Annotated in this window: 17 protein-coding genes; 1 reads left to right on the plus strand and 16 read right to left on the minus strand. The window is 47.8% G+C overall.

Translation table 11 applies throughout. The features are described from left to right. Window positions 1-9: 9 nt before the first annotated feature. The 9 genes from ACR1R9_RS18730 to ACR1R9_RS18770 all read right to left on the minus strand — a co-directional run bounded on the left by ACR1R9_RS18730 (window position 10) and on the right by ACR1R9_RS18770 (window position 12,871). Window positions 10-1,020: a carbohydrate ABC transporter permease gene (locus ACR1R9_RS18730; RefSeq protein WP_083678955.1), complete on the minus strand. Its 1,011-nt coding sequence runs from the start codon at window positions 1,018-1,020 to the stop codon at window positions 10-12. Between the two features lie 32 nt (window positions 1,021-1,052). Further along, the gene (locus tag ACR1R9_RS18735; RefSeq protein WP_076289982.1) at window positions 1,053-1,952 is read right to left on the minus strand and encodes a carbohydrate ABC transporter permease; all 900 of its coding nucleotides are present in this window, start codon (window positions 1,950-1,952) and stop codon (window positions 1,053-1,055) included. Further along, entirely contained in the window at window positions 1,949-4,534 is a 2,586-nt protein-coding gene (locus ACR1R9_RS18740) for a DUF5696 domain-containing protein (protein ID WP_433923032.1), read from the minus strand. The genes ACR1R9_RS18735 and ACR1R9_RS18740 overlap by 4 nt, the downstream gene beginning before the upstream one ends. Before the next feature lie 14 nt (window positions 4,535-4,548). Then, window positions 4,549-5,169 carry a Yip1 family protein gene (locus ACR1R9_RS18745; RefSeq protein WP_076289984.1) on the minus strand — a complete coding sequence of 207 codons (621 nt, stop codon included), beginning with the start codon at window positions 5,167-5,169 and terminating at the stop codon, window positions 4,549-4,551. After that, on the minus strand, window positions 5,150-6,616 hold the full coding sequence (locus ACR1R9_RS18750) for a gluconolactonase (protein ID WP_433923031.1): 1,467 nt from the start codon (window positions 6,614-6,616) through the stop codon (window positions 5,150-5,152). Before ACR1R9_RS18750 ends, ACR1R9_RS18745 begins: the two co-directional genes overlap by 20 nt. Before the next feature lie 11 nt (window positions 6,617-6,627). Further along, entirely contained in the window at window positions 6,628-7,491 is an 864-nt protein-coding gene (locus tag ACR1R9_RS18755) for a carbohydrate ABC transporter permease (protein WP_076289986.1), read from the minus strand. Window positions 7,492-7,493: 2 nt separating this feature from the next. Further along, window positions 7,494-8,405 (minus strand): carbohydrate ABC transporter permease, encoded by a 912-nt coding sequence (locus ACR1R9_RS18760; RefSeq protein WP_064641001.1) that lies wholly within the window; start codon window positions 8,403-8,405, stop codon window positions 7,494-7,496. 75 nt (window positions 8,406-8,480) lie between these two features. Continuing rightward, on the minus strand, window positions 8,481-11,408 hold the full coding sequence (locus ACR1R9_RS18765; RefSeq protein ID WP_433923030.1) for an extracellular solute-binding protein: 2,928 nt from the start codon (window positions 11,406-11,408) through the stop codon (window positions 8,481-8,483). 116 nt (window positions 11,409-11,524) lie between these two features. After that, window positions 11,525-12,871 (minus strand): ABC transporter substrate-binding protein, encoded by a 1,347-nt coding sequence (locus ACR1R9_RS18770; RefSeq protein ID WP_433923690.1) that lies wholly within the window; start codon window positions 12,869-12,871, stop codon window positions 11,525-11,527. Window positions 12,872-13,420: 549 nt separating this feature from the next. Between ACR1R9_RS18770 and ACR1R9_RS18775 the strand changes: the two genes are divergently transcribed. Beyond that, complete coding sequence (locus ACR1R9_RS18775; RefSeq protein WP_433923029.1) at window positions 13,421-14,461, plus strand: LacI family DNA-binding transcriptional regulator; 1,041 nt, start codon at window positions 13,421-13,423, stop codon at window positions 14,459-14,461. A 111-nt stretch (window positions 14,462-14,572) separates the two neighbouring features. Here ACR1R9_RS18775 and ACR1R9_RS18780 read toward each other — a convergent pair whose 3' ends face one another. The 7 genes from ACR1R9_RS18780 to ACR1R9_RS18810 all read right to left on the minus strand — a co-directional run bounded on the left by ACR1R9_RS18780 (window position 14,573) and on the right by ACR1R9_RS18810 (window position 21,596). After that, on the minus strand, window positions 14,573-15,751 hold the full coding sequence (locus tag ACR1R9_RS18780) for a DUF4272 domain-containing protein (protein WP_433923028.1): 1,179 nt from the start codon (window positions 15,749-15,751) through the stop codon (window positions 14,573-14,575). Window positions 15,752-16,002: 251 nt separating this feature from the next. Further along, window positions 16,003-17,223: an RtcB family protein gene (locus ACR1R9_RS18785; RefSeq protein WP_433923027.1), complete on the minus strand. Its 1,221-nt coding sequence runs from the start codon at window positions 17,221-17,223 to the stop codon at window positions 16,003-16,005. A 185-nt stretch (window positions 17,224-17,408) separates the two neighbouring features. Next, window positions 17,409-17,831: a hypothetical protein gene (locus ACR1R9_RS18790; protein WP_433923026.1), complete on the minus strand. Its 423-nt coding sequence runs from the start codon at window positions 17,829-17,831 to the stop codon at window positions 17,409-17,411. A gap of 106 nt (window positions 17,832-17,937) precedes the next feature. Next, window positions 17,938-18,375, minus strand: a complete 438-nt coding sequence (locus ACR1R9_RS18795) for a GNAT family N-acetyltransferase (RefSeq protein ID WP_076289992.1) — start codon at window positions 18,373-18,375, stop codon at window positions 17,938-17,940. Between the two features lie 38 nt (window positions 18,376-18,413). Then, window positions 18,414-18,839, minus strand: coding sequence for a GNAT family N-acetyltransferase (locus tag ACR1R9_RS18800; RefSeq protein WP_433923689.1), 426 nt, complete (start codon window positions 18,837-18,839; stop codon window positions 18,414-18,416). A 21-nt stretch (window positions 18,840-18,860) separates the two neighbouring features. Then, entirely contained in the window at window positions 18,861-19,373 is a 513-nt protein-coding gene (locus ACR1R9_RS18805) for a GNAT family N-acetyltransferase (RefSeq protein ID WP_433923025.1), read from the minus strand. A 150-nt stretch (window positions 19,374-19,523) separates the two neighbouring features. After that, on the minus strand, window positions 19,524-21,596 hold the full coding sequence (locus tag ACR1R9_RS18810; protein WP_433923024.1) for an S-layer homology domain-containing protein: 2,073 nt from the start codon (window positions 21,594-21,596) through the stop codon (window positions 19,524-19,526). Window positions 21,597-21,665 lie beyond the last annotated feature (69 nt).

Raw genomic sequence — 21,665 nt, forward strand, 5'->3', positions numbered from 1 at the left:
CAAACCCGGTTAACCAACTACACCTGAACGTTCAATACTCTCGACGAAATAGCGTTGTACAAACAAATACAAAATAATGAGCGGTGCAATCGCCAGCAGAATGCCTGTATCCACGATCATGGCAACATAATTAGGGTCTGCCTTCATGCCCGAGTTCGAACCAAAACCCATCAATTGGGGAATTAACTGGTTCGCCTGGGCAGGCAATGAAGCCACCTTCAGCGAGATAAGCGGGCTTTCACTCATGAATAGCGCGGAATAGAACGTATCGTTGTACTGCCAGACAAACGAGAACAGAATGACTGTGATCAGCGGCGAAATGGCGTTCGGCAGCATAATTCGGGCAAATGTCCGAAATCCGCCCGCTCCATCAATCAGTGCAGCTTCTTCAATTTCCTTGGGCATGCCCTTGAAGAACTGGCGGAAAATATAAATGAACAGCCCCGCCTTCAGCCCACCAGCCGTAGCCGCAGTAATCATGGACGGCCAGTATGTATTCAGCAGGTTGATCCCCTCTCGTCCCGTGAACAGATGAACCATTCCAAGGATGTCAAAGTTGCGGAAATGCAGATACATCGGCACCATCAGGGTGCTTGTTGGCACCAAAATAGTGAGGATGACCAATACAAACAGCACATTGCTGCCGGGAAAAGAAAAGCGGGCGAAGCCGTACCCGGCTAACGCACAGGATATCGCTGTGAGCAGCGTTGTAATCGTGACGAACAAGAGCGTATTCGCCAGCAAAGGCAAATAATCCATCACCTGCGCCGCAAGCTTGATATTATCCAGCGTAAAATGCTGGGGAATCATATAGATGGTCGGATTATAGATATCCTGTTTATCCTTGAACGCAACCGAGATTTTAAGAAACAATGGATACAAAATAATAAATGAAATACCAATAATCAATGCATATCTGAAGATGGAATACAGGAGGTCCGATGTCTTGTTTCGTACCCTCTGCATGCGGTAGTTCTCTTTCGGAACCACCACCATACGATCCGTTCCCGACACAGCCATAGTCTCATGCCTCCTTCTACGTTCGTTAGCTTTCAGTTGTAATGAACCCGTCGTGACAGCACCCATCCGACAACAACTAATACCAGGCCGATGACCAGCGTATACAGCCAGGACATGGCTGAGCTCAGACCGAAGTTCTGGGTTTTAAACGCCGTCTGGTAAATGGCCTCCGTCACCGGGCTGCCTGCAAAGGAATCAATAATCGTATAGATGACATTTGTCAGGATCAATGGACTCACCATCGGAAACGTAATTTTCCAGAAGGATTCATAGGCCGTTGCCCCTTCAATTTTGGCCACTTCGTACATGGAACCAGGTACCGATTGCAGCGCAGCGAGGAAGATCAGAATCTGTACGCCAGAGCTGCTGACAATATCGTAGATGCGCATAATGGCTTCCACGATGTAATCGACATATGCCATTGGCAGCCCCACATCATTCAGCATTCGCACGATTGAAACGACGTTGAACGAAGCTCCCCCTTCGGTAGACGATTCAATCGCACTGGCGTCCCCCATCAGATTGATCAAACCTGCGGACTCGGCCGCCGCCACCGCACTGGAGGCCAGTATGACTGGCAGGAAGAAAATCGCACGTGCCATCGTTCTCCCTTTAAATTTCTGGTTAAGCAATGTCGCCGTAAATAAACTGAAGAATAGAATCATCGGCACATTCAGCAGCATCGCTCCGACCGAATCCACCAAGATCCGGTTGAATGTTGCATCGACCAGGATGGCATCCTTGAAATTTTTCAGCCCGACAAAATCCAGTACATATCCTCCCGGGGCAACCGACAGATTGCTCAAACTGAACCGGATCGATTGCAGCAGCGGCGTAGCGAACAGGAAGATGAAACCAATCAGCCATGGCGAAATAAACGCAAGTCCAAGCAGCGCTCTCCGTGATTTCAAAGATAAACGAAGGCTTCTCATTGGTTCACTCCTTCCACTGCATAGTCCGCCCCGCCAACGGTAATTCCATTAATCGTTACCGGATCAGCCGTGTAATTCACCAAAATCGTTGCACCGCCACTATAAGTGACACGCACTACGCCATCCTGAACTCGTTCATGCTCGGTTATTGGATGGTTCCGCAAATGACCTAATACTTCATTCGCTTCCTTGTATAATGCAGCTGCGTCATCTACCCAATATGCAAAGTCAGTGGCATAAGCCGAATCATAATTGGTCAGCTTCAGCTTGGATGATGGTTCATACGTCCATTGAAATTGCGGAGCTGAGCCCAGCTCCAGAATGCGGAGCAGCTGTTTGCGCAGATCTTGATCCCCTGACGTATTCATTGTGGAAGCAGCGTAGTCCATATATCCATGAATGACCATCTCATAAAAAGGAACTTCCTCGTCGGTAATGTTGAACCGGCTGGAGCCTGAGGGAGCATTAACAATATGCTGCGTATATCCCCACGCATACGCATTAGCGGATGATAACATTATGTTCGGATATTCCTGCTGCAGCTTGCCCAGTTGCTCCTTCACGATGTTCTTCGCGGTTTCACGGTGGATGACACGACTATCCCGATAATCCGAGCTCAATACCTGCCCGAGATCACGTAGCGATAATGCGCTGAATTCCAGTCTGTTGATTTTCCCGGCAAACTCGCTCACCACATACGGCAGCTTGGCGGCCGACAACAGATAATAACTATCTTTGCTCTGATCCATCCGGTTGAGGGCAGGACTGTATGGATACAATTCAGCCGTCTCCTTGGTGACAAATCGCGCTGCATCGGAGGAAGGAGCAAAGTTCCAATCGTCGTGATAGATACGCTGGAACGCCACATCAGGGAATAACGCTCCACCGGACTGATTCAGTTGTTCAGACAGATCCTGCAACTCGGAACGACTGCCCACTTCACTGTCCAGCTTGACCTGGGTAGGTGTATGGTGGCTGAAACCTCCGCCAAACCATCCCTGATACCGCATCTGCACGCGGTTCACACCTTCCTGCTGCAGCTTCGCAGCCATTTCAGCCGCTTGTTCATACGTCGTCATAGCCAATGTGGTCCGATAAGGTACACCCAGGAATGAAGCTTTTTTGTCCACTGCACCTAACACATCCACGTAAAAAGGCAAGGCTGATACGTCCTCCAGCGGTTTCAGTACGTTCTGCTTCACCAATTGCTGCTGATACATACGGGCCATACCGGAATAGCTGGCATCCTTACCATTAAGAAAATGGTATCTCACCTGAATATCCCCGCGGAATGGTTCCTCGCTTAATAGCTGAATCTCCTGCATCTTTTGCGAGGTATACATCTCCAGCTCATCCTCACCCCGCAGGGAGAACGTGCCGTAGACGTGGTTGTAGCTATTTTGCCTACCTCCAATATCCGCAGAGATACTGGCCATGCCATCCCCTTTTTCAATCACGGCAAACCAGGCATGTTCACCGTTCTTCAAACCAAAGACAGGCATATGCACAGATTCACTAACCTGCGGGCGACTGAGTGAATTGTCACTCGGATCTGCACCGTACACACGCTGTACGTACTGCTCCTCTTTGACCTTTCCGTTATTCAGATGAATCAGACTGCCTGAACCGTCAGGTACAAACATATAACCTTCACCTTTCGTATCCGCGGCACCAAAATAAGCGAGCAGATCGATATTACGAATGCGGTATTGACCGCTCTCTTTCACCTGACTTAGTGGCACGGTTACAACCAGCGAACCTTGATCCAGCCGATATTCCACCGGAATGACGAAGCTTGGTTTATCCGATGAGCCCCCGCCTTCGACTCCATTCTCCTCATTGTCAAAAGCAAGATCGTCAGCAGTGTACCCCGCCGCCTCAAAGGCATCCAGCATCTTGTTCAGCACAAGCTGCTTAGATATCTGTCCATCCAAGCGTTCCAGCACATCCGGGTTGTTTTTGGTTGGATAATAACGAGCCGATGTGTATCTTGCAACTGTCGCATCCAATTTCGAAAGGACCTTCTCCTCCAGGCGCTGTTTGCTGATCAGTTTGGGCAGAGCATCAATGCCTAGCGAGGTATCCCCAAGCGTGTATGTAACACGAATGCCCTGATCCACATTGGCAGCTGCGAACTGTTTGTTGCTGATACTGGAGCTAAAGTTCGGAAAATTCTCCAGCGTACCAATTGCATCCCGAAATGACACGTTCAGCTGGGAGGACAGCACCTCCTTTTCATAAGCAGAAGCCAGGCCATCCTGATTACGTTCGTTCGGATTGCTGTACCAGATCTGACCACTCGCTCCATCACGAACGGCAATTTCCGTCGTTTCCTCGTTGTAATACAGCGCCAGTCCCTGGTCTTCGACGACCAGTTGCATACCCGGCACACCCTCTGAAGAATCGGTAAGGAATTGCAATGATTCCGTCTCGGTTGGCATAGCCTCTGTTGTTGCTTCAAGATAAGCCGTTGCTTCCACAGCAGGTACTCCCCTGTTATTGATATACAGCAGTCCAGCCGCGATCAGAATCACAGCAGCACCACTGGCCAGCACCGTATATATTCGTTGCCTTTTGTTCACGGATGCCGCCTCCTTTAGGTCCGAAAAATCAACTCGCGGTAGATGTTGTAACCGAATTCATATAACTGCTGCAACATGCTGAACACCAATGCTCCGAGGAACACGATTATGCCCATGACAATTACCGTCAGCAGCATCGTCAGAATCGTTTTGATCACGGTGTACTGGTGTACCGTCATCGTGCCAATGAAGAGCAGCAGCACGAACCAGAAGAACGCGATGCTATTAAATAAATAATAAAAAGCCGTCTCTTCCTGTACCATAAAGCGGCTGATGATAATCATCGGGACATAGATCAAAATAATCGGAATAAGCGAGTATCCTGTTGCCAGAAAAATCTCCTTGAACTTCCCTTCACCTTCCATCAGGGTGGTTACAGCCCAATTGGCTATGCACCAAAGAAAGAATGGCACTGCAACCGTAGCGATCTCCCCTATGCTGTTGATTGTGCGAGGATCGACGTAATTGACGAGAAACCCCGCGTATTGTTTTTGCAAAATCATCATGATAATGGTAAGCGCCAGTGCTCCAAAAGCAACGGTCAACCTTCCCCGCTGATCCGACTTGATATCCCAGAATGCATCAATGGGGTGAAAAATGAGATGCAGCGGAAACTTAATGTAATCCTGCTTCACTGTCAATCTGCCTCCTCCGTCTCCATTTAACCGCCACTCGGACCAGGATCAGCATGAAAATCAGTGCGATGGCAAGCGTCAGAAAGGTGCCGAAATGTTCCTTCATCATCTCTCGCCGATATCTTTTGAACGCGACAGAATAACTTTTGCGATCCATTCCCAGTTCGAAGTAACCCAGAGCTTCCTCGTTTTTCTTCTCCATCAGCAAGGACTTGCCGATACCGATATAAGCGATATCATAGTTGGCGTTCAGCTTCAGCACTTCTTTCCAGATATGAACAGCCTCTGTATCCTCGCCCTGATAATGAAGGGCAACCGCCTCATTCACGCTGGCTCCAAACCGTGTTGGCTCATAGATAACCAGATTGCTTTTTCCCCGATCCAACACTAATTGATGATCCCCGGACTGTTCCATGGCGACTGGTGTTTTGAGCGTTCCCACCTGATTTCCTTTGCCTCCATATACGTAGAGCAGATGACCTTCATCATCGTAAGTAAACACCCGGTTCTGCGTCGCATCCAGCACACTGTACATACCGTTACCCAGTACCTTCACATCAATCAGCTTGGACGGACCCGGGTTATTGCGGAATCTGATATCTCCTTTGACTTCAAAATAACCAAACCTCTTCAGCACATCCTCACCGGATGGATTGAGACGTTTAATCGGTTCGCTGGAACCCGGGTCGATATTGGTCGCATATACGAACCCTTTGGAGTCGATATCCACATTGGAAAACTCGGTCGGTACAAACAAAACCATCTGCGCCCGCTGGGCTTTGGTTGAGAGCATCCGCCAAATGTATTCGCCGTAGTCGCGTTCCACCTTGTTCGTACCAACGTATCCAATGAACTGACCGTGCTCGTCAAACTGCATAATTCCTTCGTAGACACCCTGAGCCACCACATACACCCGGCCTACCCGATCCACAGTCAATTTCAACGGTTGGAATTGAAAATTGGTCGCGAGGATATCAGACTCTGGCTTCGCAATGGTATGGACCAGCTGACCTTCCGCATCCAGGACAACTACGCGGCTGTTCCCTGTATCTGCGATGTATACTCGATCCTCTTCATCCACGAATAATCCACCTGGCGTATTAAAACTCTCCTTGCTGCCGTCCATCATAAATCCTTCGATTACCCGCAACAGCTTATACTGCGCGTCAAGGACAACAATTCGGCTGTTGCCACTGTCCAAAATATAAATCTGCCCGGAGGGAGAAACGTTTACATCACCGGGGTCTTTGAATTCGCCAATGCCCAGGTCGCTGCCCGAAATGGTTTGCTTGGGCAGATAGGCATCCGGTGACGGAACGGCCTCTTTCCAGTAGTTGTAGTTATAACTCTCATACGGCGCCGGGGAGGCCGCCGCAGGCACGGAATTCACCAGCAGCAGCGATACTGCCGCCAGGAGAACAAGCCATCTTTTCACTGTGCGTGCCATATCGTTCCCCCTTATTCCTTCATGCCCGAACTCGCCATCGTCTCAATGATGCGGCTCTGGGAGAAAATGAATAGCGTAATGGGCACACTCATCAAAATAAGTGCTACCGCAGCACCTGCCCCAGCCCGGGATATCCCGCCCTGAATGATCTGACCCGCCGCATAGTGCAAGGTCTTGAGCTGTTCACTGTAGATGTACCCATTGCCATCACTGCCCCACAGCATCTGGAACAGCAGAATGATCAATGTGAGCCAAGCTGGCTTTACATTCGGCATGACAATGGACCAGAAAATTCGGTATTCACTGGCACCGTCAATTTTGGCTGCTTCCAGCAACGCATCCGGGATCTGCTCCATGAACTGCTTCATCAGATACAGACCCAATGAATAGGCAAATGCCGGAATAATGACGGCCCAATACGTATCAATCCAACCCAGCCATGACATGATCATATAATTGGGAATGGCCGTCACGGCAGGCGTGAACATCAGGGAAAGCACAACAACCTGGAACATGAACACTTTGCCCGGAAATTTGTGCTTGGCGAGTGGGTACGCCGCTGCCGATGCGAGCAGCACATGTCCCACGATGCCAATGCCTGTAATAAATACCGTATTGAATATATAACGTGAGAACGGAACCCACGAGTCACTCAGCAGATTCAGCAAATCCGTGAAATTGCTGAACGTTGGATTTTTGACAAATAGCGTTGGTGGAAAAGTAAAAATCTCATCCAGCGGTTTGAACGCATTATTGATCGCATAGATCAGCGGCAGCACCATGAAAGCACCAAATACGAGCAGAAGGGTAAACAGGGAGATGCTGCCCGATAAGGAGCGGTTCACCCGCTTTTTGCCTGTTGCAATTGCAGCCATAGCTATTCCCCCACCCTTCGAAGCAGTTTCTGTACCAGCAAGTTGGTGCCCACCATAATCATGAACAGTACGGTTGCAATCGCCGAGGCGTATCCCATCTCAAACCGCGTTGTACCAAAGTCGATCAAATGGGTCACCACCGTCTCCGCCGCATAGTTCACACTTGGGAACCCCGCCAGCGCAATAGATACATCGGCCACGGCGAATGAGGTCGTAAGTTGAATGACCGCACCGAACATCAGTTGCGGACGCATTGAAGGCAGGGTAATATACCAGAGCTCCTGCCAGCGATTTTTGATCCCGTCTACCGCACCTGCTTCATATAACGTCCGGTCTACGGTCTGCAAACCGGCGATAAAAGCCAGAAAGCCTGTGCCAAGACTGAGCCACAATTGCACCAGAATGAGGATTGGCATAATGTAGGCTTCCGTTTTCAACCACTGGATTGGCTCCAGCAGAAATCCCCATTTGATCAGTAATCCATTGGCTATACCGTAGCGATCCCCCGAGAAAATCATCAACCAGATAAAATAGACATTCCCCGAAATGGATGGCGCATAGAAGATCAGCGTCATGAACGCTCTCCATTTGGGCGTTAATTCATTAATGATCCAGGCAAATACGAAACAGGCAATATAACTGATGGGTCCGGTAATAATGGCAAACAGCAACGTGTTTTTGATGGCAATCAGAAATACGTCATCCTCCAGAAACAGCCGGGTATAGTTCTGCCAGCCAATAAAACGCGGAAACTCCAGCATGTTGAAATAGGTGAAGCTGAGTATGATGGAGATGACCACCGGAATCACAGTAAACATGATGAATAGGATCATATAAGGAGCTAGCAGTACATAGGAATGTTTGCTGGCCTTCATTTCCTTGAGCTTCCAGGACCACCATGATTTCATGCCCATGCCTGGTGTTTTCTCAGGAGGACTGTTTTGTCCGTCTCGGAGTGATATTTGTGACACTGTTAACCCTCCCTCTGCTTACGGAAGACCAAATTCATTACGCTTGACTCGAATCTCGTCCTGAATGTACTGGGTGTAATCCATGATGGATTCCCTGGCTTCCACTTGACCAACAACCGTCTTGTAAAATGCATTGAACAGATGACGTCCGGTAAAATAACCACCAGGTACTTCGGGAATGCCCTTTACTGTCTCGAATTGTGCCTTCAGATTCGCATAGTCCTCAGCAGGCCATGGAAGTGAATCGAGTGCCTTGATGTTGGCCGTCGGATAACGCGCAGCCGCACCCATCAGCCCTTCCATCTCGCGGCCAAACTCAGCCTGAACCGGTGTACTGGTCCACCATTTCATGAACTCCCACGCCGCCTCCTGATCCTTGGCACTTTCCAGCATCATGACCGCACTGCCGCCACCCGGAACGTCCCGATTCAATGTTCCATCCGGCTGCACAGTCCCCGGAACAGGAACAAATCCCCATAATCCACGGATCTCCGGTGCAAATACGGACAACTGGTTATACATCGTGTAATCCGTCAGACCAATCGGCATCTGTCCGGTCCGGAAACGGTTGGCAAAGTCATACTCCCGCTCCAGCTTGTAATCGGTATAAAACTCTGTCCACTTCTTAAAGGTCTCGATGCCGATGCGCGAATCCAGATCCGATTCCTTGTCGTCATTCCGATAGAAGGAGCCGCCGTTCTGCAGCAGCATCGTTGCATACTGCGAATTAGGCGGGATATTGACCCCCTGCATGTTGGCCTGGGCTACCACCGGCATGCCAAATTCCATATGATTTTTGCTCAGAATCGCCAGCAGGCTCTCGACATCATCCCACGTTTGAGGAACTTCAAGCCCCAGCTCTGCAAGCACATCTTTTCGATAAAACAACATATTAAAGGTCTGTGTCTCCGGCAGGGCGTACACGCCTGAATCATAGGCGTACGGTACGATGGCACTATCTCTAAACTCCTGTTCCACCGTGGTATAGTCACTAAACTGGGTGAGATCCACCGCCGAGTTCCGCATCGCAAAGTTCACGGGCAGATCATTGCCGATCTGCATCGCTACATCAGGTCCTTCACCCGACAAGGTGGCTGGCAACAGCGTACCCATGTTGACCAGCTTCAAATTGACGTTGATGCCGCTCTCCGGTGTGAATGTCTCATCAATCATCGCTTTCATCGTGTTCGCCTGATCACGACCACTGCCGATCCAGACCGTCACCGTGCGCTGATCCTCTGAAGTGGCTACGTTCCCGATCTGGTTATAATCAATGAAGAACGAATGATAGAATGTCTTCGCTTCATGACCAAGCTTCGCCAGCGGACCCATACCCGTTCCGGGAATGCTACTGTCTAATGAAGCTACATAGAGGGCATCAATCTCAAGCGGTTGCTCGCGAGCCTGCTGCACCCAAGTCCCCAGTCCGCCCGTGTTCGTTTTGTAAGCAGCAAGTCTTCTTGGAATGGTATCCGGCTTATCGATCATCTCATCCAGCTGTTGGGCCATCGTTTTGATCAACGCTTCCTGATCGCTGGACTGGCCTGACAGAAGACGAAGTTGCCTTGCCACTTCCTTCAGGCGTTTGCTTTCTCCGCTAAATACCTCCAACAGATTCGGAATCTGCTTCTCCACCCGATAATCCCGGAATTCATCCGGCTTGGTGCCTGTAATCATCAGAATTCTCCGGTACATGGAGTTCAGGTTGTACAGGCTGTCCTCCACATTGCGAATAAGTGGTGCGAAGTCGCCCAGGCTGTTCTCCAGCCGAATGACATGTTTGCCTTTATCCAACTGAAACTTGTAAGCATCCTCACCGCCCAGCACATCAATGCGATAGTCGCTTTGGTAACGGAACGGGGCTTTCGTCATCTCCGCAAACGGAATCTCGCCATCGATGGTCAGCTTGCGTGTGGAATAGATGCCTTTGACAAAATTTTGCTGAACGGTAAAACCGATATGATAAAGTCCACTCTCCGGCACGTCCACTTCCCATTCGATCCACTGTCCTGGCAGACGCCAGTTAAAGCCACCAATCGTATTAATACGCACCTGGGAAGCGCTGTACGGAGATACGGCTGAACTTGATCTTTCACTGGTTGGATATAACGTAGGTGAAGATTTGGCAACTGCCGCTTCCCCTTCAATTCGGATGAGCACATCCTTAGGCTGACCGGAAGAATCCGTCTGCTTAGCCCCTGCGGTTTCCGCATAAGCAACGGCTGGCTTCTCGTTGAATAGTCGTATGGATCGAATTACCATGGGTTCGCGAGAGGATTTCAGCGTTAACGTGTGCTTTCCCTTTTCCAGATAGAATCTGAATGGAACCTGTTCATACCCATCCGAGTCCTGAAATGTTTCCTCCATCCAGCGGGGCTTCTCCACTTGTTTTGGACGAAGATCATTGCCCTGATTATCCTGTTCAACAGCTTGTTTCTCATTGCCCCATACCCGATCAAACTGCAAATAGGCGGCTTCCGCAAACGGAAGTTCACCGTCAATGTACAATGCACGCTCAATGGCCGAACTCTTGCCTTCTACGGGAAAATAGACAGCAGAGAGGTTGTACAGCCCGGTTTCCGGTACGTCAACTACCCAGTCGATCTCGCCTGTCTCCCCAGTATGAAGCGATACACCCGGCCTGCCTTCATAATCCTTCAGTTTACGTACCTCTTCACCCTCTGCCCGTATGTAGTCTCCTGCTTCGATGGTCATATCCACATTCGGTCTTGAGGCCTCACCTGCTTGGGACAAATATTGTTCATATCCGTTCTTCTGCCTCGTCTGCTGCAAAATGGCATCCACCTCAATGGCAGGCAAACTGCCAGAAGGCACAACTGCACTCTTTACACCTGCACCGGAAGTAAGCAAAAGTATGACGCAGGCAGCTACTGCTGCAATGACTATGGGCAGGATCCATTTCTTTCGTTGTAGAATTCCAGCCATCTTACGAGCCCTCCTCATCAAGGCTGATGCCAGCAATACTTAGTTCGTGATACAGAAAAAGAGGTACCCGTGCGTGAGCCCGGACACGAGGCACCCCTGTCTGAATCATGCTGAAATTACTGTTTGCCAAGCTTATCGACTGCTGCTTGTGCCTGCGCTTTATACTTCTCGGCTGTTGCTGTAACGGAAGCATTGTTTTTGATAATGTCGTTAACATAGTCACCGATTGGATAACCCGCGTAGGCGTCATCCAGCAGGATGCGGCCCGTTCCAGCGATATGCTCCCGAATCATGGCGATGTCCTTCTCGTCGGTATAACGGCTTTCCAGGTAATCCTGACCTGGGTACTCTTCGATCTGTGGAATGTCGAAGGTTTCTTCATAGATTTGGTATACAATTTTAGGATCTTCCACACCTTTAGGAATGAATTTTGCTGAGGCAGCGTTGTTGGCGTATGTTACATCCTTGCTGCCCTGAGGACCGTTCGGAATTGGTACGACTCCGGCAGCAAAGGTGATATCGCCCAACTGCCATTCCGCAGCAGTGAACAAAGCCACATCTCCATCCTTGAATGTGTTGCTTTCCTCCCAGTTCGTTTTGTCACCTGTTTTGACTTTTACAACATTCTCGACGTTATACAAGCGTTTGACAAATTCGGCAGCTTCAATCGTTTTCGGATCGGACAATCCTTCTTTTGAATGTTCGTCATCTACAATCGTGCCGCCATTGGCTGCAGTAAAGTGACGAAGCACGTCAATAGCCCAGCCGGAGAACCCGTATACGTCAATTTTTCCGTCGTTATCCGTATCCTTGGTCGCTTGTTTCGCCAGTTCCAAGAATTTATCCCAGTTCCATTCGCCTTTGTTATAAAGCTCCTGAGGATCAGGTAACGACAGCTTCTTGAACAAGTCACGGTTATAGTGAAGTCCCAGACCGATGCTGGTTGGAGATTCAAATGCGTAGTAGTTGCCTGCAATGGCAGGGTATTTTGCGATCAGATTTGCCTCTTGGTTGATGTTATTCTCAGCTGTGGTGAATTCGGAGATCGGAAGCAGTTGCCCTTTGAGGATGGCGGGTAATGCGGATTTGTACTCCATCTGAACGATGTCTGCGAACGGTTCGCCAGCCAGCGCTGTCGTTGTAAATTTGTTCATGTATTCTTCGAATGGTACATTCACGAACTCGATTTTTACGTTGTATTTCTTCTCGACTTCAGCGATTTTATCTAGTCTCGCTTTATCCGAAGCGGTCTCCCCCGCTGGCTTCAGATCCCACCAGGCCGCAACCTTGATGACACGCCCACCCAAATCAGGTACATCGACTGCCACTTCTTCTGTTCCGCCTTCTTTGTCTGTCTCGACGGTTCCAGTGCTATTGCCCGTATTCGCTGGAGCATCATCAGCCGATTGAGCCGTCCCCCCACCACTGCAAGCGGATACAAAAAGCATTACGGCCAATAACATGAGCGGCAAAACGTTCCATTTTTTAGTCACGATTTTAACAACCTCCCCGAATGTGTATACAAATCATGGTCCGGCATAACTCCCTGTCTCCCATTTATCCTAATGAAATTCTATGATCACCACCATTTGTTATTTTATCGTTTGGTTTTGACAAACAAAATTTAACATAGCATAATGTAAGCGTCAACATTTTTATTGTTAACATTTTCTAATTATTCTGATAAAATGCTGTTATATCGCTTTAAAAGCTTATCATATAGCATATTATCCGAATACCTTTCTGAGTACTCCCATATCCAAAACGAAAATCATTTTGATTATTTTGTTATTTTATAAAATAACAAAAAGATAATAAACTATTCAAAATTCGCCTTTTTCTCCTGCAACATGTCCATCACCGTGGTCTATCTCCGTCGTTACATGTATGGGACACTAACATTTTAACTTCTACAGCCGTTATTAGATTAAGAGAAATACAACATGATATACTAGAAACAGCTTTATTGCACAATGTAAGGAATACGGCAGAACTACGAGTGTAAGGATGGTATGATGAAGACGAAGGTAACAATTCAGGAAATTGCACATTTTACAGGTCTGTCGAAATTTGCGGTCTCACGAGCACTGTCCGGAAAATCAGGTGTTAGTGAGCAGACACGGGACGTTATTCTTAAGGCCGCTGGCAAACTTGGATATTTCAAAGATAACAGCATGTTGTCTGGTGATATGTATAGCAGCAATGAACTTCAGGACCCGCAAAACACGCGGTGGAGTGGCACCATTTTGATTTTGTTTCCTAATGTTCGTTATCAGAATCAGGAATCCGTATACTGGGGGCCTGTCTTTAACGGGATATCCTCCAGACTGAACCAGAAAAGCATCAATATTCTTACTCTGACAGAGCCTTCGGCGGATCAACTATTCACATTGCTGAATCCGGATGCCATTCGGGGCATTATTACGGTTGGCTCCATCTCAACACCCATTCTTCTTGAAATTAAACGTCTGGGCATTCCTGTTGTCATGGTGGATCACCTCGACCCTGTCTTTCACAGTGACAGTATTTTCACAGACAATTTTGCTTCCATGCGTGACATTATGCTCTACCTTCTACGCAAGGGATTCAAGCGGTTTCAGTTTGTTGGAAACACCAGTGACGCTCACAGCTTCTATGAACGATGGGTCGCCTATACTTCCGTATTGATGGGTCATGGATTGGAAATGAATCAGATCCCCGAACTAAGCAGCCCGGATGTGGATGATTTTCACAAGACGTTCACTTCGGTCATTCATGAGGGGAATTTGCCTGAGGTTTTTGTCTGTGCCAATGACTTCTATGCGCTATACACCATCGAGGCTCTGGAGAGCATAGGGATTAGTGTACCCGATCAGTGCGTAGTCACCGGTTTCGATAATGTGTATGATAATATCCCTGTACTCGCCACAGTTAATGTGAACAAGGAACTGCTTGGTGCACGTGCGGTCGACCAGATGTTATGGCGAATTGTAAACCCGGAGAGTAATGTAGAGAAAAAGCTGATTCTTGCTGATGTGATGATTCGGGAACAGTATGGAAGACATAACGGCTAAAAGATAAGGTACCCATAGACAGCAAAACACCCCCATAACCAGTATTCGACTGGCTTGGGGGTATTTGAATTTGAATGCCATATAAAAAATAGTTGATGTTAAAAGTCCATTCTACGTATCTGTCCGTACATCATCCCAATCTTGATCCAGATAACAGATCAACCAATTGAGCGCACGGTGACGTTCGTAGGCCACTCCGCCATTCAGACCCCCAGGAGGTGTTTGCTCCTTCACACGACTGTCTACACAAACCCAGTTGTACCGGTAGATTAGATCCGCTGCATCCAAAATCTCGCTTTTGGAGCGAAATTGTGCCCCGGCTACAAAGGCTTCAACATCGTCACATTGCTGCAAATATCCTACATCTTGTCCTACGTTACAAAGATTTACCGGTGCTCCAAGTTCTTTGACGTAGCCAAGCGCCCATAACATCACATGATAAGCCTCATATCCCCATGAAAAGGAGATAACCTCCTGATGCTCTGCCCCATGCTGCTCCACAAATCTTCTCTCCACAGGTGAAAAGAATGAAGCTGCATCATACTTGTCGATTACTTCCTGGACCAGCGCTGTTGTATCTTCTGCGCTCTCCCCCGCTCCAAGGCATTCACCTTTGAGAGCTGCAATACAAAGGGCTACCGCGCGCTCTGCAACTTGTTCCACACTACGGATTGTAGTATGCTCATCCCCCGCTCTTGCAGGCAAATGAACATTGAATGGGATTCCTTGCTCGTTTAGAAGCTGCTCGGAGCGCTCTTTGCGCAGCATTGCAGATTCCGACGGGGGTCTGACATCATCCAGAAAACTGGTGTGCGCTGTCACTTTGTAATCCTCTACTTCGGATTCTCCGTTGATATCCAACAGCAGCTGACCTTGCGCATTCAGCAAGGAGCCACCTCCCCAGAAAATGACTGCATCCAGGGCATCGGCCAGATGTAATAATTCATTAAAGAATTCTTCGGAAATGTCCTCTTCCGTCTCGATGCCAACAACCATATTCAGTGTAGAGCATTTAATCAGTACCTTCTCCTGCAGCGAAGCATTCTTTCCCTCAATTTGACTCAGAAACCCCAGCATCCCTTGAATCATAGCCGTAAATTCTTCAGGGTGGGTCTGGCTCGTCATGATATTGAAGCCCTTTGTCTTCTTACTAAATAACTTTTTGCGTGTAACTTGAATATGGGTTTTGTCTTCCTTACGTTCAATTGTATCCTGAGGGTATATGGATTGAATTATTTCAAACAACTGATCTAGGTCAAACTGCGAGCTGTATATCGCACAATTTCTCATGAGGTTCACCTTCTTCTTTCTATATAAGTTCAACTAATAAATTTACACTGGCACTCCGATGACAGAACAACCTTCCGATCGCTGTTATCCCCAGATTTTGTTGATTCCCTTCTCCAAAGGGAAAAATCCGGGGATAAAGGCGAGGTCTATGCTTCCGATGCAGCTTTCTTTCAGAAAGCTTTTAGCTTCGCTTCTTCAAGTTATTTCTGTCCTCTCCGTTGTTGTGTAAATGTTGAGTTGAACATATCTAACTAGTCCTTATACGGGTCGAATTCGTTGCCCCCGGCCATCGCGACACCTACGGGGCGAAGGGTATGGTTGATTTTCAAGGTATGCGCATGCGCATTCAGCACATCCTGCAGTTTCTTGTACACAAAAGGACTTTCATCCGTTCCTGCACCCCGAAGCTCCACACCATATGCACGAATCGCCGCTCGCATCTGTTCCTCGCTGATCTCGCCACCCATGCGTGTGCGCAGCTTGTAATTCATTTTGCCAGCCGCTTGGGTTCGGCTCATAATCCGACCTGCACCATGCACGGTGCTGCGGAAAGACTCGGTATTCTCTTCGCTGTGGATTCCTTCCACGATTACCGAGATATCTCCCATGCTTCCGCCCACAAAACCGAGTTGGCCCGGTGCCAGCGGCGTTGCTCCTTTGCGGACCACCACCACTTCTTCGCCCATATGCTGTTCTTTCCAGGCAAAGTTATGATGGTTATGAACCGAATACTCTGCGCTCGCCCCGAGAATGCCGAGCACCTGTTCAATCACATAATCTCGCCCTGCGTATGCATACCGGCCGGCCAAAGTCATCCCGTCCCAATACATATCACCCATTTCACTCTTGAGGTCAAACAGTGTTGGTGGTTGGTCCATCGATTCTCCCGGCGCTTTGCCACTAAATGCACGTCCGGCAGCCAGGTTCAGGAAACCACTGGCCACCTTATGCCCAAAACCACGGCTGCCAAAGTGGTTTGCAATCCATACTTTACCCGTCGCCTCTTCCACAAAAATGTCGACAAAGTGATTGCCACTACCTACCGTCCCGAGCTGGTTGCGTGCGAGTGTCTTCAACTTGTGCTGTAGCCCATGCTCAATGGAATCAAACAGCTTCCAGCTGGCATCATCGAACAACTCATGCTCCACAGGATTTGGATTGTTGCGTCCTACACCGAAGGATATAGTTGCATTAATGTCATCCATAATGACAGCAATCTGATTCCGGATATCATCCCACATCAGGTTGGTGCGCACAGCCTTGTTGCCGCAGGCAATATCATATCCAACCCCTGACGGACTGATCATGTTCCGGTAGGCGACCACGCCCCCAATGGGCTGTGAATATCCTTTGTGATGGTCCGCCATTAGAGCCACGCCCAGTACATCTCCATACTGCGAGCAAGTCACCGCCTGACTTACCGCATTCTCCAGCGGCTCCCCCCAGACTTTAATGTTATCTACGATACGCATGATTTGGTTAACCTCCTTTTGTCTTCACTACAACTTTAATTAAATATATACGTCCCTGCCCATAACTTTCTTTATTTTACCAAAGAGAGATCCTTCCCGAAACTATACATTCCTTCAGTTCAAGGTTATCCGTATAAAGTAAAAAAAAGAGCGCTAGGCTCTCTTTTACATGATCGGGCCCTATTTTATTTCTTACTGATCTTAAACTTGAACTCCCACGTCGCTGTGTTACCCGAATAACGGCCTCTGTTCTCCGTCACGACAACCGATAGAGTCTTGTTGGTTGATTTGGAAATGGAGGAAACCTTAACGTTCATACTTTTGCTTCCCAGATCAGGAATTTTGTCCTGCTCTTCGGCATTCGCTTGTAATTTAAGCGTATCTGTAGGTTTCAGATTCAACGTGACCGACGAACCCTCCTTCAGGCTCTTGCCGTTCACACTTGCCCCAATGGCCCATTCATTACCAACGGAATTGTTTTCCACCAGTTCTGCACTGACAAGCGTCACGGTTACTTTAACCGTCTTGGCAGCGGCATAGGATGTTGGGGAACATACAGCGAATACCAAACTCAGAATCATCAAGACATTAGCCCATTTTTTGAACACGAGAGTGCCTCCCTCATATCAGTTCATTTATTTCAAGACTATGCCTTATTCGCCCTGCTCCTTAAGTAGTCCTTCTACCGATTAGACATTTTCCGTGCTATATTGATTAATTAAAATGCTTCCGATAACCCTGAACTTTCTCATCTTTAAAGCCCAGCTTTTCATAAAAAATATGAGCCTCTTTACGCTGATCACCAGACACCAGAATCATGTATTCACATCCAAGATCTCTCGCAATGTGCTCAATCTGAAGCATAAGCTTCTGACCAATTCCTTGTCTGCGTACCTGATCGGATACAATCACATTCTCCACAACCATGAAGGGATTGCACTGACCTGCCAAATCCATACATTCAATACCCATAACTGATCCGGCCAGTTCGCCATTGTAAAATGCACCGAGTACATGGTAGTGTCCATTTTGCTGGATATAGTGAAACATCTTCTGCATCTGTTGTTCATTAGTCGGTGTACCCATCAATTCGTTGTATAACTGACTTAGCGCCGGTAGATCCTCAAGTTCGATTGCTTTAATGGTAACCATAATAATCCTCCTGATTTGTCCTATTTCGCATACATTGCTTAAGTTAGGTCCTTCTTAAAATAATAATGACTGTGTCCGGTCGGTGCATTGTCGATCGTTGTGATCAATTGGTAGCCATGCTTCTTGTAAAATTCCGGTGCTTGATATGAGAATGTGTTCAACATGACAAAATCACAAGATTTCTCTCGCGCAATTCGCTCAACTTCAAGCAACAACCGAGAACCATATCCCCGATGCCGTTGTTCAGAATTCACCCAAAGTATATCAACCTCCAGCCAATTCCAGCAAAGTGTAGTAAGCACACCTGCAACAATCTCGCCGGTCTCATTTTTGATATTGAAATTCAGTTCTTCGTAACGATGCCTTAATTCCTCGCTCACATGCGCAGCATTAAATGCGATAAGTTGCTGGCGAACATACTCTGAATCCTCCGGAGTACTTGGATAGATATTGATTTGGGTCATCATCTTCTCCCTTTCTCGTGCTTACTTCGTAGTAAATATCTGAATAGGACCATCCCAGTCAGGTTCTCTAAGCTCTTGGTATTTATTATCGGTGTAGCGTGCAATGACCTTACGCCAGAAAATCTGAGCAGGCTCATTTGTCTCCATCTCCGCTACTTTCCATGTTCCGGGAAAAAGATTGAACACATGAATGGCGGCTTGCGCACCCACTCCCAGCTTTCTGTATTTTCTCATTACAAAAAACTCTGCCATTTCGTATACACTCGTCCCCTGTTCACTCTCAATTTCACGAATCAGTGCGAATCCCGCCAATTGTCCTTCTACTCGAAACAAAAAAGGATGTCTGCCCGCTTCTGTCCAATAATGGTCCAGGTACACATACTCATATAACCCGTTTTCGTTAACATCTTCCGGGTCATACTCACTAAAATCGTATTTGTACAATTCCATCAGATTGCGCAAAGTTGATTTCTGTTGGTACTCCGCTTGATGAATCGATAACATGAGATTATTTCCTTCTTTCCAGTTGATCATCGTTTGACGATGTCACTCGAAGCCACATTCGTTTCTTGCATATTTTAACATGAACTTATCTCCTACAAAATAAAAACAACGCACCTTCCATATAGGGAAGGCACGTTAGTTTAACTTACTATAGTCCAGTTATACCTGATGTAGAATACTCTATTCTAATTCTCTTAGATCAACGTACACGTGACCTATAGCCATTTTGCCCAGTGGGTCCGTAGCCTTCACCTCAATCTGAATAGGCTCAATACTCGTCCCCAGTGCTCTAACATATAATTTCTGTCCAACCATTCTGACATCTGCCAATTGTGGATCAGGTGAGTCAGCCATAAGTTTGAGGCTTGACCTAGCGTCATCTTCATCCTCAAACATGAAGGACAGGTCGATCTCAATCTCATCTCCATTAACATAAGCGGTATTACCCGCAGGTGCCTCCACCAGCACGGGGGGAGCATCATCAAAATCATACATGTACACACGTTGCAGCAACGTGTGATGCAGTGTGAAATCAGGCTCTTCTCTCAGGGATATGGAATTGTTGCTCACATCCAAGTATTGCAGATCAGACAGTTCAGCAATTCCAATGGGTAAATGAACAAGCTCATTACTGTTCATATCAAGTTCCTGTAAGGAATGTAGTCCGCTAACATCCACGAAAGCCAGTCGATTATTCGCGAGATTCAGATATTCCAGCTGATCCAGTTCCGTAACATTGATCTCCGTCAGTTGGTTACCGGATAAATCCAGCCAATTCAAGCGATCGAATCCGGAGGCATCGGCCTTGCTTATTTCGTTTCCGGACAGATCTATCTCGGTTATATTTAACCCCTTGAATATCTCGACTCCTGTCAGATCGGAAATGCCTGCATTCCTCGCATACAACCCCCCATTTGTCTGAACGAGAGCTTCCGCCAATTCATCTTTGGTCAGCGGATCATCCACATCCTTTTGCAACCAATATGCAATGGCTCCAGCCAAATATGGATCAGGAAATTGTCGACTTATCGTATTGGCCAGTACCTTAACTTTGAGTTTCGCCGTGACACTTGCGCCCTGATCATCGACAGCTTTGATCGTCAGCGTTATTTCACCAACAGCCTGTGGTACAAGTCGAATTACTTGGCCCACCACACTGGAGGAAACGATGGTTTCATCTCCTGCTATGACACTGAACTGCAATTCATCACCATCTGGATCACTAAAATAAGAGGAGGCTTGCCAGTCCAGTGAGGCGTGATCCAATGTAATTTCCTGATCAGGCAAACCGCCACTAACGATCACTGGAGCCCTGTTTCCCGTACCTGGATTGGACGGAGTGGAAGGATTCGTCGGAGTTGTTGGTGCAGATCCACTTCCTCCACCCGAACTTCCATTTCCACTTCCTGGCGTCGCCTCGGAATTACCGTTTGTGTTTCCTTTACCGTTTCCTGCGTCATTGCCGCCTGAAGTTGTACCCTGCACCTCAGTTACCTTTCCTGGTTCATTAGCATTGGATTCCGGATTGGCGCCCTCTGGACTCGCAGCTTCTTCAAGCGCTTTAATCACTTCAGTTGTGCGTAGTGCGATCACGGCCATTTCCTGTCTGGAAGTGGAGCGCTTCGGAGCAAAGTTTCCATTGTCCCCTTTCAAAATCCCCAATTCAACGGCCTGTTGTACACTTGGCAAAGCCCAGGTACTGATGCTGGACGTGTCCTTAAATGACAACTCTTTGGTCAGTTGTAACGCTTCATCATATCCCTTACTCTTGAGCATTCGTATAATCGTCGTTGCCAGCTCTTCCCTTGTCACCAGACCGCCTGGACGAAACGTACCATCCGGATAACCATTCATGATTCCGGCTAATTTGAGAGCATGAATATAGGATCCATTCTCAACGTTACTATCCAGATCTTTAAATAACAGATCTGGAAGCTGAGCTGACGACAACATGTTCATTTCCATTAGTTGTGCCAGTGTGTACGCAAGGTCCCCTCTTGTCAACGTTGCGCTCGGGTTGAAGTTCCCTGCTTCGTCCGCCAGAATCATCTGTTGCTCAGCAGCTATTTCAATGGCTTTCCTTGCCCACGGTGCTGCCTGATGCAAGTCACGAATACTTACTGCATCGGTCGCTGCGCTCACTGTTCCGGGAACAGTAATGACGGATAAAGACAGAAGAGCCGCCAAATAAGGCGAGACCCTGCGGTTCTTATTTTTAGAACAAAATTTTTGTTTGGATATACGTGTTGTCATCTCTTAACGTTACCTCCTACATGAACATAACCCTGGAGTCAGCAAAGACTCGTCAGCGTTATTTGATTA

Origin of the sequence: Paenibacillus taichungensis, from assembly GCF_050994985.1 — a bacterium.
GTDB classification, from domain to species: domain Bacteria; phylum Bacillota; class Bacilli; order Paenibacillales; family Paenibacillaceae; genus Paenibacillus; species Paenibacillus taichungensis.